Consider the following 12,907-nt stretch of genomic DNA (forward strand, 5'->3'; position numbering starts at 1 on the left):
GCCGTCACGCACTGCGCGCGACGGCGGGGTTCGGTGCCAGCTACTTAATCGCGCTCGATCGCTAAAGCGACACCCATGCCGCCACCGATGCACAGCGCTGCCAGGCCTTTCTTGGCGTCGCGGCGTATCATTTCGTGGATCAGGGTGACCAGGATGCGCGCGCCCGAGGCGCCGATCGGGTGGCCGATGGCAATCGCGCCGCCGTTCACGTTGATCTTGCTGGTATCCCAGCCCATTTCCTTGTTCACGGCAATCGCTTGCGCGGCAAACGCTTCGTTGATTTCCATCAGGTCCAGCTCTTCATGCGTCCAGCCGGCTTTTTTCAGGCACAGACGCGATGCGGAGACGGGGCCCATGCCCATGACAGCCGGGTCCAGGCCCGACGAGGCATAAGCCTTGATGCGCGCCAGCGGCTTCAAGCCCAGTTCCTTCGCTTGCGAAGCGGACATCATGATCACGGCGGCGGCGCCGTCGTTCAGGCCCGATGCATTGCCGGCCGTGACGGTGCCGTCCTTGGCGAACGCAGGGCGCAGGCCGGCCAGCGAATCCAGGGTCGAGCCGGGCTTGATGTATTCGTCGCTGTCGAAGACGACCGTGCCTTTTTTGTTGGCGATTTCCAGCGGCAAGATTTCATCCTTGAACTTGCCCGCTTTTTGCGCCGCTTCCGCCTTCAGCTGCGACTGCAGCGCGAATTCATCCTGCTCGGCGCGCGTCACTTCGTATTTCTTGGCGACGTTTTCCGCCGTGATGCCCATGTGGTACTGGTTGTACACGTCCCACAGACCATCGACGATCATGGTGTCGATCATCTTGAAGTCGCCCATGCGGAAACCGTCGCGCGAACCGTTCATCGCGTGCGGCGAGGCGCTCATGTTTTCCTGGCCGCCGGCGATGATGATGTTGGCGTCGCCGCACTTGATCGCTTGCGCCGCCAGGTGCGTGGCCTTCAGGCCGCTGCCGCAGACCTTGTTGATGGTGAATGCCGGGATGGAACTGGGCAGGCCAGCCTTGATGACGGCCTGGCGCGCGGCGTTCTGGCCGACGGCGGCCGTCAGCACCTGGCCCAGGATGGCTTCGCCGATCAGGTTCGGGTCGATGCCGGTTTGTGCCAGCAAGCCCTTGATTACATGCGCGCCCAGTTCGGACGCAGGAATCTTGGCCAGACTGCCACCGAATTTGCCGACTGCGGTACGGCCGGCGGCCACGATTACGACATCATCCATTTATTTCTCCGATATGCTGGCCACGAGGGCCAAGGTCAAGGTGCTAATAGAATCCAATTGGAATCCAGTGAATCCGGGAAGACACAGCAAGCTGCGTTTCATTCTAGCGCGGCATGCGCCGCAGTTCCAGCGCCGCACCGCTGGCGGCGGCGATGACAGCCTGCTTGCGGTGGCGGCGGGCAACCTGGCGCGGCGGATAGCCGCTGCCGGGCCGCAAAACGCTTAGGCCTGGCGAGCAGGACGCGTGTTTTTATTTTTATCATACCCTTCATCGGCACCGCCGAAAGTGGTTTTTAGAAAATTATTGAAGGGAATAATCAGGGGCACGGGTGTTTGCTTTACCACCTGCAACAGCTCGCCAAATTTTTGACGCGATGCAGCAAACTCACCCTTTGTCACAGTCTCAAATTTCTCCTGGGTTTCTTGAGCAACATCCTTTGCCTGGCGGCCATATGCACCGATGCGTTCGATGGCCAGTTGCGACTGGGTGCGCGACAGTTGCAGCAGCGCTTGCGTATCCTTCACGGACAGCAGCTGATTGCCCGCCACCGTAGCGGCAGCCAGGGCCTCGCGGGCCGCATCGAGCTGCAACTCCAGCACGCTGGCGCCGCTGTCGACGGCAGCCTGGGCATACGCTTGCGCGCTGATCAATTGCGCTTCCACCACGGCCTTGCCGGCCAGTGCCCATTGTTCGGAAAATGAAAACATGTCGTTCCTCCCCAAAGAGTAGGCGACGCCATGTTGCGCCGCACAGTACTCAACTGTAAGCGGTGGTTCATTGCTGAACCTTGATATTTATCAAGCTTTGCTGTTGGTTTGTTTCCAACTCAACGTTGATCAGGACAACAACTTGATACCGTCGAGCGTAGCCGCGCACTGTTCGCGTATCACGCTGACGAAATCGCGCACATAGGCCTTGTCCTGCAACGGCTCCGGCACGGACACATACAAATCGCTCCACAAGCCGTGCTCGCCCACCGGGCGCGCCACCACATAATCGTAATCGACGTAATTCTTGATGGCCCAGTTCGGCAAGGCGGCGATGCCGCGCCGGCTCGCCACCAGTTGCAGCACGGCCACCGTCAATTCGGCCGTGCGGCGTTCAAACTGGATGCCGGCCGGCCGCAGCACTTCACGGATCAGGTCGATGCGCTCTTCCGGCACGGGATAGGTAATCAAAGTCTCCCCCGTAAAGTCGCTCGCCGCAAGGCGGCGCTGCGCCTGCAACCGGTGCTTCTGCGCCATCACCACCAGCATTTCAAAGCGGAACAGGGGAAACACGGTGAAATCGGGGCCATACGGCGAGCCAATGACCAGATCGGCCTCGCCCGAGCGCAGCAAGTCGGCCGGTTCGCTGTGAAAGCCGGAGACAAGATCGATCTCCACTTCCGGCCAGCGCTGGCGGAACGCATCCATCACGGGCATGAGCCAGTCGAAACAGGTATGGCATTCGAGCGCCACCCGCAACTGCCCCTTGTCGCCCTGCGACAAACGCGCCACGTCGCGCTCGGCCAGTTCGATCTCGGGCAACAGCTTGTCGGCCAGCTCGAGCAGCCGGCTGCCCGTGGCCGTGAACGCGATCGGCATCGACTTGCGCTCGAACAAGGGCGCCTTGTAGCGCTCTTCCAGCAAACGGATCTGGTGCGACAGGGCCGACTGGGTCAGGTTGAGCAGCTGCGCGGCGCGCACCAGGCTGCCGGAGGAACGCAGGGCACTCAGGGTGCGCAGGTGGCGAATTTCTAGCATCGGGGAAATGACGTCTGCAGGTGAATTATTTTCATGTTATTCGGCAAAATGTTTCGTTTTGATTATAGACCAAGTTGCCGCACACTCTAGCGCATTCACATTAAATCTCGATGACATCATGCCCATTCGTACGCACATCCTTGGCTTTCCCCGTATCGGCGCCACGCGCGAACTGACACTGGCGCTGGAAAGCCACTGGCGCGGCGAGCTGTCCGAGGCGGCGCTGGAAGCGACGGGCCAGCAATTGCGCGCGCGCCACTGGGCCGTGCAAAGGGACGCGGGCCTGGCCTACGTCACCGTGGGCGACTTCGCCTTCTACGACCACGTGGCCAGCCATATCCAGCTGCTGGGCTGCGAGCCGGCGCGTTTTGATTTCGGCGCGGAACAATCGCCGCTGTCGCGCTATTTCACCATGGCGCGCGGCGGTACCAGCCAAGCGGAGCATTCCGGCTGCCGCCACGGCAATGCGCTGGAAGTGAGCAAGTGGTTTGACACCCATTACCATTACCTGGTGCCCGAATTGTCGCCGCACACCCGCTTTTCGCTGGCGTGCGAGCGCCTGCTGGCGGAGGTGGCCGAGGCGCAGGCGCTCGGTCACCAGGTCAAGGCGGCCCTGATCGGCCCCCTCACCTTCCTGTGGCTGGGCAAGGAAAAGACACCGGGCTTCGAGCGCCTGGCGCTGCTGGAACAATTGCTGCCCGTCTACGGCGCCCTGCTCGACCGCCTGAAGCAGCAAGGCGTGACATGGGTGCAGCTCGACGAACCGATCCTGGGCCTGGACTTGCCCCATGCCTGGCGCAACGCCTTCGAGAGTGCCTACTGGCAGCTGAACCAGGTGGGGGTGGACATCCTGCTGGCCACGTATTTCTCGCCGCTGGAAGAAAACCTCAGTCTGGCATGCCGCCTGCCCGTGGCCGGCCTGCACGTGGACGGCATCCGCGCGCCGCATGAATTGATCAGTGTCACGGACTGGCTGCCCGCGCATAAAGTCTTGTCGATCGGTATAGTCGATGGCCGCAATATCTGGCGTACCGACCTCGACGCTGCCCTGGCCGTGCTGCAGCCGCTGGCCGCCAAGCGCAAGGGGCACCTGTGGCTGGCGCCGTCGTGCTCGCTGCTGCACGTACCGTTCAGCCTGGAAGCGGAGACGGACCTCGATGGCGACATCAAGAGCTGGCTGGCGTTTGCCACGGAAAAACTCACGGAACTTGCGCTGCTGAAAGACGCACTGGAAGGCCATCCCGACGATACCGCGCTGGCGAGGTCCCGCCGGGCCATCGCCAGCCGCCGCGCCAGCCCCCGCGTGCACCGTGCGGCGGTCGCGCAGCGCCTGCAGACGCTCACGCCCACGGTCGACCGCCGCGATTCCGGCTTCCCGTTGCGCCAGGCCGCGCAGCATGCACGCCTGCGCCTGCCCGACTTCCCGACGACGACCATTGGCGCCTTCCCGCAGACGCCGGCCATCCGCGCCGAAATCGCCCACGCCGTGGGCCGCCAGGAAGCGCTGGGCCTGGACGTGCTCGTGCATGGCGAAGCGGAACGCAAGGACATGGTCGACTACTTCGGTGAGCAACTCGACGGTTTTATCTTCACGCGCCACGGCTGGGTGCAATCGTACGGCTCGCGCTGCGTCAAGCCGCCCATCATCTACGGCGACGTGCAGCGTCCGGCCCCCATGACGGTCGCATGGACGGTCCATGCGCAAAGCCTGACGAGCAAACCGATGAAGGGCATGCTGACGGGCCCGGTGACGCTCTTGCAATGGTCGTTCGTGCGCGACGACCAGCCGCGCGCCGCCACGGCGCTGCAGCTGGCCCTGGCCATCCGCGACGAAGTGCAGGACCTGGAAACGGCCGGCATCGGCATCATCCAGATCGACGAGCCGGCCATCCGCGAAGGCTTGCCGCTGCGCCGCTGCCAGCGGGACGCCTATCTGGACTGGGCCACGCGCGCCTTTCGCATCGCCGCGTCCGTCGTCAGCGACACGACGCAGATCCATACCCACATGTGCTATGCCGAGTTCAACGACATCCTGCCGCAGATCGCCGCCATGGATGCCGACGTCATCACGATAGAGACGAGCCGCTCGGACATGGAACCGCTGACGGGCTCAGGCCAGTTCCAATACTCGAACGAAATCGGCCCCGGCGTGTACGGCATCCACTCGCCGCGCATCCCCACCGCCGTCGACATGGTGACGTTACTGCAAAAAGCCAGCGGCTTGAAGACACGTGGCTGGGTGGAAACGGAAACAGCGTTGCGTCATATGGTCGAGGCGGCACGGCAGATGCGCGCGGCGTAATCGGACATGGCGCCTGAGGGCGCATGGGCGGCGGCTTTCGGGGCGGCGCACCGGTTTTCCGGGGCGCCGCCCGTTTTTTTTGACATGAAGTAGGTATTGCCCTGCGGAATAGCATGCGCCAGGCCCCTGACGCTGATTTTTTTGCAGTAGAATGCAAGAAATTTACTGCTCCCATTGTTGCCGTACGGAACATCTGGCCTGCCGCAGTTTCACTTTGATAAATGTTTATGTCCAAAAGCCCGTCGCAGAAGCCTATCGAAATCAAGATTTCCACCGTCGTTGCTGTCTCCGCCATTCTGCATAGCGCCGATACGCAGGCACTCGATGCCGCCTTGCGCGACATGACGGGAGGCGTGGCGGACTTTTTCGAGGACGACCTGGCCGTGCTGGACGTGGCGGCCTTACCGCCCGGCAGCGTGCCCATCGACTGGGCCGCCCTCGTGGCCCTGCTGAAAAAATACCGTTTGAATGCCGTGGCCGTGCGCAATGCGCCGGCCGACATGCATGACGCCATCCTGGCGCAAGGCTTGAGCCTCGACAGCGGCAAGACGCGCGACGATGCGCCGCCCAAGGATGGTCCCAAGGATACACCCACGGCGGCGGCCCAGTCGGGCGCCGACGCCCAGGTGATGGTGATCGACACGCCCGTGCGGGCCGGCCAGCGCATCTATGCGCGCGGCTGCGACCTGATCATCACCGCCGTCGTCAACAATGGCGCCGAAATCATCGCCGACGGCAGCATCCACGTGTATTCCTCGCTGTACGGCCGCGCGCTGGCCGGCGCCTCGGGCAATCCCCAGGCGCGCATCTTCGCGCTGGCCATGGAACCGGAACTGGTCTCGATCGCGGGCGTGTACCGCACGTTCGAGGATGGTTTCCCTGCAGAAATGGCGCGCGGACCCGCGCAAATTCGTTTGGCTGGAGACAGAATCGATATACACTCTGTCAATCCGGTCACTCCCGTGAACCGCTCTTAAGCTGCACAATTCAAGAGATATCTGAAAAGGATTATTTGTGGCAAGAATTATTGTTGTGACGTCCGGCAAGGGCGGTGTCGGCAAGACGACCTCTAGCGCCAGTTTTTCCACTGGCCTGGCCATGCGCGGCCACAAGACAGCCGTGCTCGATTTCGACGTGGGCCTGCGCAACCTCGACCTGATCATGGGTTGCGAGCGCCGCGTCGTGTATGACTTGATCAATGTGATCAATAAAGAAGCAACCCTGAACCAGGCCCTGATCAAGGACAAGCACTGCGACAACCTGTTCATCCTGCCCGCCTCGCAGACGCGCGACAAGGATGCCTTGTCGGAAGAAGGCGTGGAACGCGTGTTGAACGACCTGATCAACATGGGTTTCGAGTTCATCATCTGCGATTCGCCGGCCGGCATCGAGCATGGCGCGCTGATGGCGCTGACGTTCGCCGACGAAGCCATCATCGTCACCAATCCGGAAGTGTCGTCGGTGCGCGATTCGGACCGCATCCTCGGCATCCTGCAAGCCAAGTCGCGCCGTGCGCAGACGGGCGGCGAACCGGTCAAGGAACATTTGCTGATCACCCGCTACTCGCCGAAACGCGTGGAATCGGATGAAATGCTGTCCTATCAGGACGTGCAGGAAATCCTGCGCATCCCGCTGGTGGGCATCATCCCGGAATCGGAGCAAGTGCTGGCCGCCTCGAACCAGGGCAATCCGGCCATCCATTTCACGGGCACGGACGTGGCGCAAGCCTATGAAGACGTGGTCTCGCGTTTCCTCGGCGAAGAGGTCGAGTTGCGCTTTACCAACTATGAAAAGCCTGGATTACTCCAGCGCATTTTTGGGGCGAAGTGATATGGCCTTGCTTTCTTTCCTCTTCCCCCCCAAGCCGAAGACGGCCACCGCGGCCAAGGAACGCCTGCAGATCATCATCGCCCGCGAACGCAGCGGACGCGATGGTCCGGACTTCCTGCCCGCCCTGCACAAGGAATTGATCGCTGTCATTTCCAAGTACACCAAGGTGAATGCCGACGACATCAAGATCTCGCTGGACCGCCAGGGCAACCTGGAAGTGCTCGACGTCAACGTGGTGCTGCCGGACGCGTAAGGTTTACTCCGGCCTGACCGTGAGCAATTCCTGCGCCACCGCGGCGCAGGCGTTCACGTGCTGGTTGCCGATCTGGCGGAACACGGCGTAGCCGATGGCTGCCGCCACCGCTTGGCCGGCGAACGGCACGAAGCGCGCCACCTGCTTGGTGGCAATCTTGACGCCACTGCGCTTGAGCAGGTGGAGGATCAGTTCGCGCGACACCAGCTTTCCTACCAGCATGCCTCCCATGCCCACCGCCGCGCGGTAGGCCATCATCTTGAACTGCGGGTTCAGGCGCTCGATCTGCTCGGGCGTCAGGCCGAATTCGTGGTTGATATCGTTGATCAACATGGAAAACAGACCCACGTCGGACATCAGGTCGATGCCGGGAATGGGGATGGCCGAGGCGCCCGCCGACATCATGGCGCGCCGCTGCACCAGGCGCCGGCAACGCTCGCGCACTTGCTCGATTTCGGCACGACTGGCCGGTATCAGTGTCCAATCGGTAGTGCTCTTGTCTGGCATGGCCGCTTCTCCGCTAGTAGGGGTAGATGAACAAGTGTAACGTAAAGGATCTGCCCTCCGATTTCACTGGACACAGTTGCAATCTCTGTTATATTTCACTTGAGCATTCCTTAACATTACGATAAGCAGAGCAGGTCGTCTGTTTGTTGCTACACACTCCAGCCAATTATGCGAATTGCCGTACTCGATAGCGACCATAGCCAGGCAGAACTGATATGCCAGGTGCTCACCGCCGCCGGCCACGCTTGCCACGAGTTTCAGAGTGGCAAGGAAATGCTGGGGCAGCTGCGCAAGGACAGTTGCGACATGCTCATCCTCGACTGGCATGTGAGCGATCTGGACGGTGCGGAAGTCTTGCGCCGTGCCCGGGAAAAACTGGCGCCGAAGGCGCCCGTGTTGTTTATGACCAACAGTTCCGGCGAAGACGACGTGGTGGCGGGCATGACGGCAGGTGCCGACGACTACATGATCAAGCCCCTGCGGCGCAGCGAACTGACCTTGCGCACCCAGGCGCTGCTGCGCGTGGCGTACCCGGCCCAGAATGGCGCCGAGTACTTGCAATTTGGTCATTACACGTTTGAAACCCGTCCCGGCCGCCTGTTGCGCGATGGCGAAGTGCTGGATGTGACGCACAAGGAATTCGCCCTGGCGCTGCTGTTTTTCCGCAACCTGGGCCGTCCCCTGTCGCGCGCCTACATCCACGAAGCCGTGTGGCAGCGCGACACGGCCCTGCCCTCGCGCACCATGGATACCCACGTCTCGCGCGTGCGCAACAAGCTGCAGCTGAAACCGGAACACGGCTACAGGCTCGTGCCCGTCTACAGCTACGGTTATCGCCTGGAAAAACTGGGCGGCTGAACGGCGGCAAACGGCTGACCTGCTCAAAGCGCGGGCACAAAGCGTTATAATGTCGCCATAAGTCATCCAACAGCCCTGAAATGCAACTGCTCGCCGTCGGCCTCAACCATACCACCGCCCCAGTGTCGCTCCGCGAACAGCTGGCGTTTGCGCCTGAGCACTTGGGCCAGGCGGTGATGGCGGCGCGCACCTGGTTCCAGCGCATCGACTTGCGCGACAACGACGAAGCGGCCATCCTGTCGACCTGCAACCGCACCGAGCTGTATGCGGCCAGCCATGTGCCGAACCCGCTCGACGCGGGTGCGCATTTCCTGGCCGACTACCACCAGCTCAACTACAGCGAGCTGCGCCCCCACTTGTATATGCTGCCGCAGCACGATGCCGTGCGCCACACCTTCCGCGTCGCCTCCGGGCTCGATTCGATGGTGCTGGGCGAAACGCAAATCCTGGGGCAGATCAAGGACGCCATCCGCACGGCCGACGAGGCGGGCGGCCTGGGCACCTATCTGCACCAGTTGTTCCAGCGCAGCTTTTCGGTGGCCAAGGAAGTGCGCAGCAGCACGGAAATCGGCGCCCACAGCGTATCCATGGCGGCGGCCGCCGTGCGCCTGTCGCAGCGCATCTTCGACAAGATCGCCGAGCAGAACGTGCTGTTCATCGGCGCCGGCGAAATGATCGAATTGTGCGCCACGCACTTTGCCGCGCAAAACCCGAAAAGCATCACCATTGCCAACCGCACCATGGAACGGGGCGAGGAACTCGCGCACCGTTTCAACGGCAAGGCGATCCGCCTGGCGGATTTGCCCGAGCAGCTGCACCAGTTCGACATCGTCATCTCGTGCACGGCATCGTCCTTGCCGCTGCTGGGCCTGGGCCTGGTCGAGCGCGCCATCAAGGCGCGCCGCCACAAGCCCATGTTCATGGTCGACCTGGCCGTGCCGCGCGACATCGAAGCGGAAGTGGGCCGTTTGAACGACGTCTTCCTGTACACGGTCGACGACCTGGGCAAGGTCGTGCAGACGGGCCTGGAAAGCCGGCAGGCGGCCGTGGCGCAAGCCGAAGCCATCATCGAGACGCGCGTGCAATCGTTCATGAGCTGGGTCGACGACCGCGCCATGGTGCCCGTCATCCAGCATCTGCATGAAAACAGCGAAACCTTGCGCCTGCTGGAAGTGGAACGGGCGCGCAAGATGCTGGCCAAGGGCGCCGACATCGACGCCGTGCTCGAAGCGCTGTCGAAAGGCTTGACGGCCAAGTTCCTGCACGGCCCGCAGCAAGCGCTGCACCACGCGCAGGGCGACGAGCGCAAGCAGCTGGTCACCCTGCTGCCGAAACTGTTCCGCCCCCGCCGTTAGCGCAGCCCCGCTGGCCGCCCGCGCGCGGCCCCCCCCTGCCCGCCTGCCGGGCTTGCATCATTCCTACACTCTTTTACCGCGAATCGCTATGAAACCATCCATGCTGGCCAAACTCGATCAACTGGCGAACCGCCTGGTCGAACTCGACGAACTGCTGATGCATCCGGACGCCACGTCGAACATGGACAGCTACCGCAAGATGACGCGCGAGCACGCCGAGCTGGGCCCGCTGGTGGCCCTGTACCGCTCCTACCAGGAAGCGGGCAACGACATCGCCACGGCGCAAGAGATGCTGGCGGACCCGGACATGAAGGAATTCGCCCAGGAAGAGATCGAGGCGGCCAAGGCCACCATGGCGCGGCTCGAGCGCGAACTGCAGACCATGCTGCTGCCGAAGGACGTCAACGATGAGCGCAATATCTTCCTGGAAATTCGCGCCGGCACGGGCGGCGATGAATCGGCCCTGTTCGCCGGCGACCTGCTGCGCATGTACACGCGTTTTGCCGAACGCAACCGCTGGCAGGTGGAGCTGGTGTCCTCGTCCGATTCCGACCTGGGCGGCTACCGCGAGGTGATCGTGCGCGTGGTCGGCAATGGCGCGTATTCGAAGCTGAAATTCGAGTCGGGCGGCCACCGCGTGCAGCGCGTGCCGGCCACGGAAACGCAGGGCCGCATCCACACCTCGGCCTGCACGGTGGCCGTGATGCCGGAAGCGGACGAGGTGGAAGACGTCAACATCAACCCGGCCGACCTGCGCATCGACACCTACCGCGCCTCGGGCGCGGGCGGACAGCACATCAACAAGACGGATTCGGCCGTGCGCATCACCCACTTGCCGACCGGCATCGTCGTCGAGTGCCAGGATGACCGCAGCCAGCACAAGAACAAGGCGCAGGCGATGAAAGTGCTGGCCGCGCGCATCAAGGACGTGCAATTGCGCGAGCAGCAGTCGAAGGAAGCGGCCACGCGCAAGAGCCTGATCGGCTCGGGCGACCGCAGCGAGCGCATCCGCACCTATAATTTCCCGCAGGGCCGCCTGACGGATCACCGCATCAATCTGACCTTGTACAAGCTTGACTTCATCATGGATGGGGATTTGACGGAGCTGACGAATGCGCTGGCGGCGGAGCACCAGGCGGAACTGCTGGCTGCTTTAGGCGACTAAACGCTGGCTCCGTTGTGTCGGCTTACGCTGCGCTAAGCCGACCTACGCCGACCTACGCCGCAATTTGTAGGTCGGCTTGGCGCGCAGCGCGTAAGCCGACAGCTTTAAGTAGCGGCTAAGCAATAAAAATCGGCCCTTGTGCGAAAATGACCAGCTCGATTCCATCCACCTCACCGTGTCGCCCATGAAAAATTCACGCACCGTCCTCCTGTTGACCGCCGCCCTGTGTTTCCTGATGCTGGGCGTGGCCATGTATTTGCAGCATGCCATGAACATGGCGCCGTGCCCGCTGTGCGTGATCCAGCGCTACCTGTTCCTCGCCATCGGCATCGCCTGCCTGGCGGGCGCCGCAGCCAACCGTCCGAAGATCGGCGCCGGCGTCGGCTTGCTGGCGGCCTTGGGCGGCATGGGCGTGGGCGCCAAGCATTTGTACGTGCTGGCCAATCCCGGCTTCTCGTGCGGCATCGATCCGGTGGAAACGGCGCTGAACAAGGTCTTCACGGCCGAACTCATGCCCTTCATGTTTGAATCGTATGGCGCCTGCGAAAATGCCGGCGAGCCGTTTTTCGGCCTGTCGATTCCGCAATGGGCATTCATCTGGTTCGCCATCTTCGCCATCACCATGTTGTGGACTTTGCTGCGCCGCAAACAATAATCAATTATCTATGCCAGAAACACTGATCCCCGCCGGCAGCACTGTCGGCGCCCTGCAAATCCGTCCGCTGCTCGACCCGCTCGACAACCGCATCCTGCTGGGCCATGCGCTGGGCCTGTCGCGCGTCAGCTTGATCACGCAATCGCAGCGAGTCCTTACTCCTGATGAAACCGAGCGGTTATCGGGCTTGCTGGCGCGCCGTCTGCAAGGCGAACCGATCGCCTACATCGTCGGCCAGCGTGAATTCTTCGGCTTGCCGTTCGAAGTGAACGAGGCCGTGCTGATTCCCCGCCCCGACACGGAAGTGCTGGTGGAACTGGCGCTCGAGCGCCTGCCGCCCGGCGGACGGGTGCTCGACATGGGCACGGGCAGCGGCGCCATCGCCGTCGCGCTGGCGCATACGCGGCCCGACGCCGTCGTCACGGCCCTGGACGTGAGCAGCACGGCGCTGGCCGTGGCGCGCCGCAACGCCAGCGCCAACGGCGTCAACATCACCTTCATGGCCAGCGACTGGTTCGAAGCGCTGGGCACGGAAAAGTTCGACCTGATCGTCTCCAATCCCCCCTACATCGCCAGCGGCGACCGCCACCTGGCCGAAGGCGATCTGCGCTTCGAGCCGGCGGGCGCGCTGACCGACCATGCGGACGGCCTGTCGGCCCTGCGCACCATCGTTGCCGGCGCCGCGCGCCACCTGGCGTCGGGCGCCTGGCTGCTGATGGAACACGGCTACGACCAGGCGGCATCCGTGCGCGAGCTGCTGGCCGCTGCCGGCTACAACAAGGTGCAAAGCTGGCGCGACCTGGCCGGCATCGAACGGGTCAGCGGCGCCCGCCTGGGCTGACCGTTGCCACCTGTGCAAAGCTTGACCCGGCGGCGCGCCAGATCCCCCCGCAGTTTGTTAAAATATCAAGCGAATTCCTGACCGAAGCGCCGTCCCCGTTGCCCGGGGCGGACGCTGGCGACGCGGCGTTTTTTGGGCCGGCGCCGACGCATTTGCCAAAATTCGGTTAATC

At 62.8% G+C, this 12,907-nt stretch carries 13 protein-coding genes; 9 read left to right on the forward strand and 4 right to left on the reverse strand.

What is annotated here, in order from left to right; translation table 11 throughout:
- Positions 1 to 44 precede the first annotated feature (44 nt).
- The 3 genes from OX462_RS27280 to OX462_RS27290 all read right to left on the reverse strand — a co-directional run bounded on the left by OX462_RS27280 (position 45) and on the right by OX462_RS27290 (position 2,969).
- Positions 45 to 1,223: an acetyl-CoA C-acetyltransferase gene (locus OX462_RS27280; protein WP_071325828.1), complete on the reverse strand. Its 1,179-nt coding sequence runs from the start codon at positions 1,221 to 1,223 to the stop codon at positions 45 to 47.
- Positions 1,224 to 1,445: 222 nt separating this feature from the next.
- On the reverse strand, positions 1,446 to 1,931 hold the full coding sequence (locus OX462_RS27285; protein WP_099408111.1) for a phasin family protein: 486 nt from the start codon (positions 1,929 to 1,931) through the stop codon (positions 1,446 to 1,448).
- 129 nt (positions 1,932 to 2,060) lie between these two features.
- Complete coding sequence (locus OX462_RS27290; RefSeq protein ID WP_099408112.1) at positions 2,061 to 2,969, reverse strand: LysR family transcriptional regulator; 909 nt, start codon at positions 2,967 to 2,969, stop codon at positions 2,061 to 2,063.
- 118 nt (positions 2,970 to 3,087) lie between these two features.
- On the opposite strand from OX462_RS27290, the gene OX462_RS27295 reads away from it, so the two are divergent.
- The 4 genes from OX462_RS27295 to minE all read left to right on the forward strand — a co-directional run bounded on the left by OX462_RS27295 (position 3,088) and on the right by minE (position 7,354).
- A complete protein-coding gene (locus OX462_RS27295; RefSeq protein ID WP_409027451.1) occupies positions 3,088 to 5,271 on the forward strand; it encodes a 5-methyltetrahydropteroyltriglutamate--homocysteine S-methyltransferase in 2,184 nt (727 codons plus the stop codon).
- Positions 5,272 to 5,498: 227 nt separating this feature from the next.
- On the forward strand, positions 5,499 to 6,248 hold the full coding sequence (gene minC, locus OX462_RS27300; protein WP_070289408.1) for a septum site-determining protein MinC: 750 nt from the start codon (positions 5,499 to 5,501) through the stop codon (positions 6,246 to 6,248).
- 37 nt (positions 6,249 to 6,285) lie between these two features.
- Entirely contained in the window at positions 6,286 to 7,101 is an 816-nt protein-coding gene (gene minD, locus OX462_RS27305; RefSeq protein WP_034752889.1) for a septum site-determining protein MinD, read from the forward strand.
- A 1-nt stretch (position 7,102) separates the two neighbouring features.
- Positions 7,103 to 7,354: a cell division topological specificity factor MinE gene (gene minE, locus OX462_RS27310; RefSeq protein WP_034752886.1), complete on the forward strand. Its 252-nt coding sequence runs from the start codon at positions 7,103 to 7,105 to the stop codon at positions 7,352 to 7,354.
- Between the two features lie 3 nt (positions 7,355 to 7,357).
- Here minE and OX462_RS27315 read toward each other — a convergent pair whose 3' ends face one another.
- Positions 7,358 to 7,861, reverse strand: coding sequence for a hypothetical protein (locus OX462_RS27315; protein ID WP_070313088.1), 504 nt, complete (start codon positions 7,859 to 7,861; stop codon positions 7,358 to 7,360).
- 168 nt (positions 7,862 to 8,029) lie between these two features.
- Here OX462_RS27315 and OX462_RS27320 point away from each other — a divergent pair, with 168 nt between their 5' ends.
- The 5 genes from OX462_RS27320 (at position 8,030) to prmC (ending at position 12,735) form a co-directional block, all read left to right on the forward strand.
- Positions 8,030 to 8,719 (forward strand): response regulator transcription factor, encoded by a 690-nt coding sequence (locus OX462_RS27320; protein WP_046681910.1) that lies wholly within the window; start codon positions 8,030 to 8,032, stop codon positions 8,717 to 8,719.
- 80 nt (positions 8,720 to 8,799) lie between these two features.
- Positions 8,800 to 10,074 (forward strand): glutamyl-tRNA reductase, encoded by a 1,275-nt coding sequence (gene hemA, locus OX462_RS27325; protein ID WP_070313089.1) that lies wholly within the window; start codon positions 8,800 to 8,802, stop codon positions 10,072 to 10,074.
- Positions 10,075 to 10,162: 88 nt separating this feature from the next.
- The gene (gene prfA / locus OX462_RS27330; RefSeq protein ID WP_070289405.1) at positions 10,163 to 11,239 is read left to right on the forward strand and encodes a peptide chain release factor 1; all 1,077 of its coding nucleotides are present in this window, start codon (positions 10,163 to 10,165) and stop codon (positions 11,237 to 11,239) included.
- A 136-nt stretch (positions 11,240 to 11,375) separates the two neighbouring features.
- Positions 11,376 to 11,894 carry a disulfide bond formation protein B gene (locus OX462_RS27335; protein ID WP_306798479.1) on the forward strand — a complete coding sequence of 173 codons (519 nt, stop codon included), beginning with the start codon at positions 11,376 to 11,378 and terminating at the stop codon, positions 11,892 to 11,894.
- 10 nt (positions 11,895 to 11,904) lie between these two features.
- On the forward strand, positions 11,905 to 12,735 hold the full coding sequence (gene prmC / locus OX462_RS27340) for a peptide chain release factor N(5)-glutamine methyltransferase (protein ID WP_409027452.1): 831 nt from the start codon (positions 11,905 to 11,907) through the stop codon (positions 12,733 to 12,735).
- The last annotated feature ends 172 nt before the right edge of the window (positions 12,736 to 12,907 follow it).

Origin of the sequence: Janthinobacterium aestuarii, assembly GCF_046113285.1 — a bacterium.
Classification (GTDB): domain Bacteria; phylum Pseudomonadota; class Gammaproteobacteria; order Burkholderiales; family Burkholderiaceae_D; genus Janthinobacterium.

What these genes read in the sequence shown, in the direction of transcription:
- OX462_RS27280 (WP_071325828.1), bottom strand. Translation starts at nt 1,223, where the DNA reads ATGGATGATGTCGTAATCGTGGCCGCCGGCCGTACCGCAGTCGGCAAA.
- OX462_RS27285 (WP_099408111.1), bottom strand. Translation starts at nt 1,931, where the DNA reads ATGTTTTCATTTTCCGAACAATGGGCACTGGCCGGCAAGGCCGTGGTG.
- OX462_RS27290 (WP_099408112.1), bottom strand. Translation starts at nt 2,969, where the DNA reads ATGCTAGAAATTCGCCACCTGCGCACCCTGAGTGCCCTGCGTTCCTCC.
- OX462_RS27295 (WP_409027451.1), top strand. Translation starts at nt 3,088, where the DNA reads ATGCCCATTCGTACGCACATCCTTGGCTTTCCCCGTATCGGCGCCACG.
- minC (WP_070289408.1), top strand. Translation starts at nt 5,499, where the DNA reads ATGTCCAAAAGCCCGTCGCAGAAGCCTATCGAAATCAAGATTTCCACC.
- minE (WP_034752886.1), top strand. Translation starts at nt 7,103, where the DNA reads ATGGCCTTGCTTTCTTTCCTCTTCCCCCCCAAGCCGAAGACGGCCACC.
- OX462_RS27315 (WP_070313088.1), bottom strand. Translation starts at nt 7,861, where the DNA reads ATGCCAGACAAGAGCACTACCGATTGGACACTGATACCGGCCAGTCGT.
- OX462_RS27320 (WP_046681910.1), top strand. Translation starts at nt 8,030, where the DNA reads ATGCGAATTGCCGTACTCGATAGCGACCATAGCCAGGCAGAACTGATA.
- hemA (WP_070313089.1), top strand. Translation starts at nt 8,800, where the DNA reads ATGCAACTGCTCGCCGTCGGCCTCAACCATACCACCGCCCCAGTGTCG.
- prfA (WP_070289405.1), top strand. Translation starts at nt 10,163, where the DNA reads ATGAAACCATCCATGCTGGCCAAACTCGATCAACTGGCGAACCGCCTG.
- prmC (WP_409027452.1), top strand. Translation starts at nt 11,905, where the DNA reads ATGCCAGAAACACTGATCCCCGCCGGCAGCACTGTCGGCGCCCTGCAA.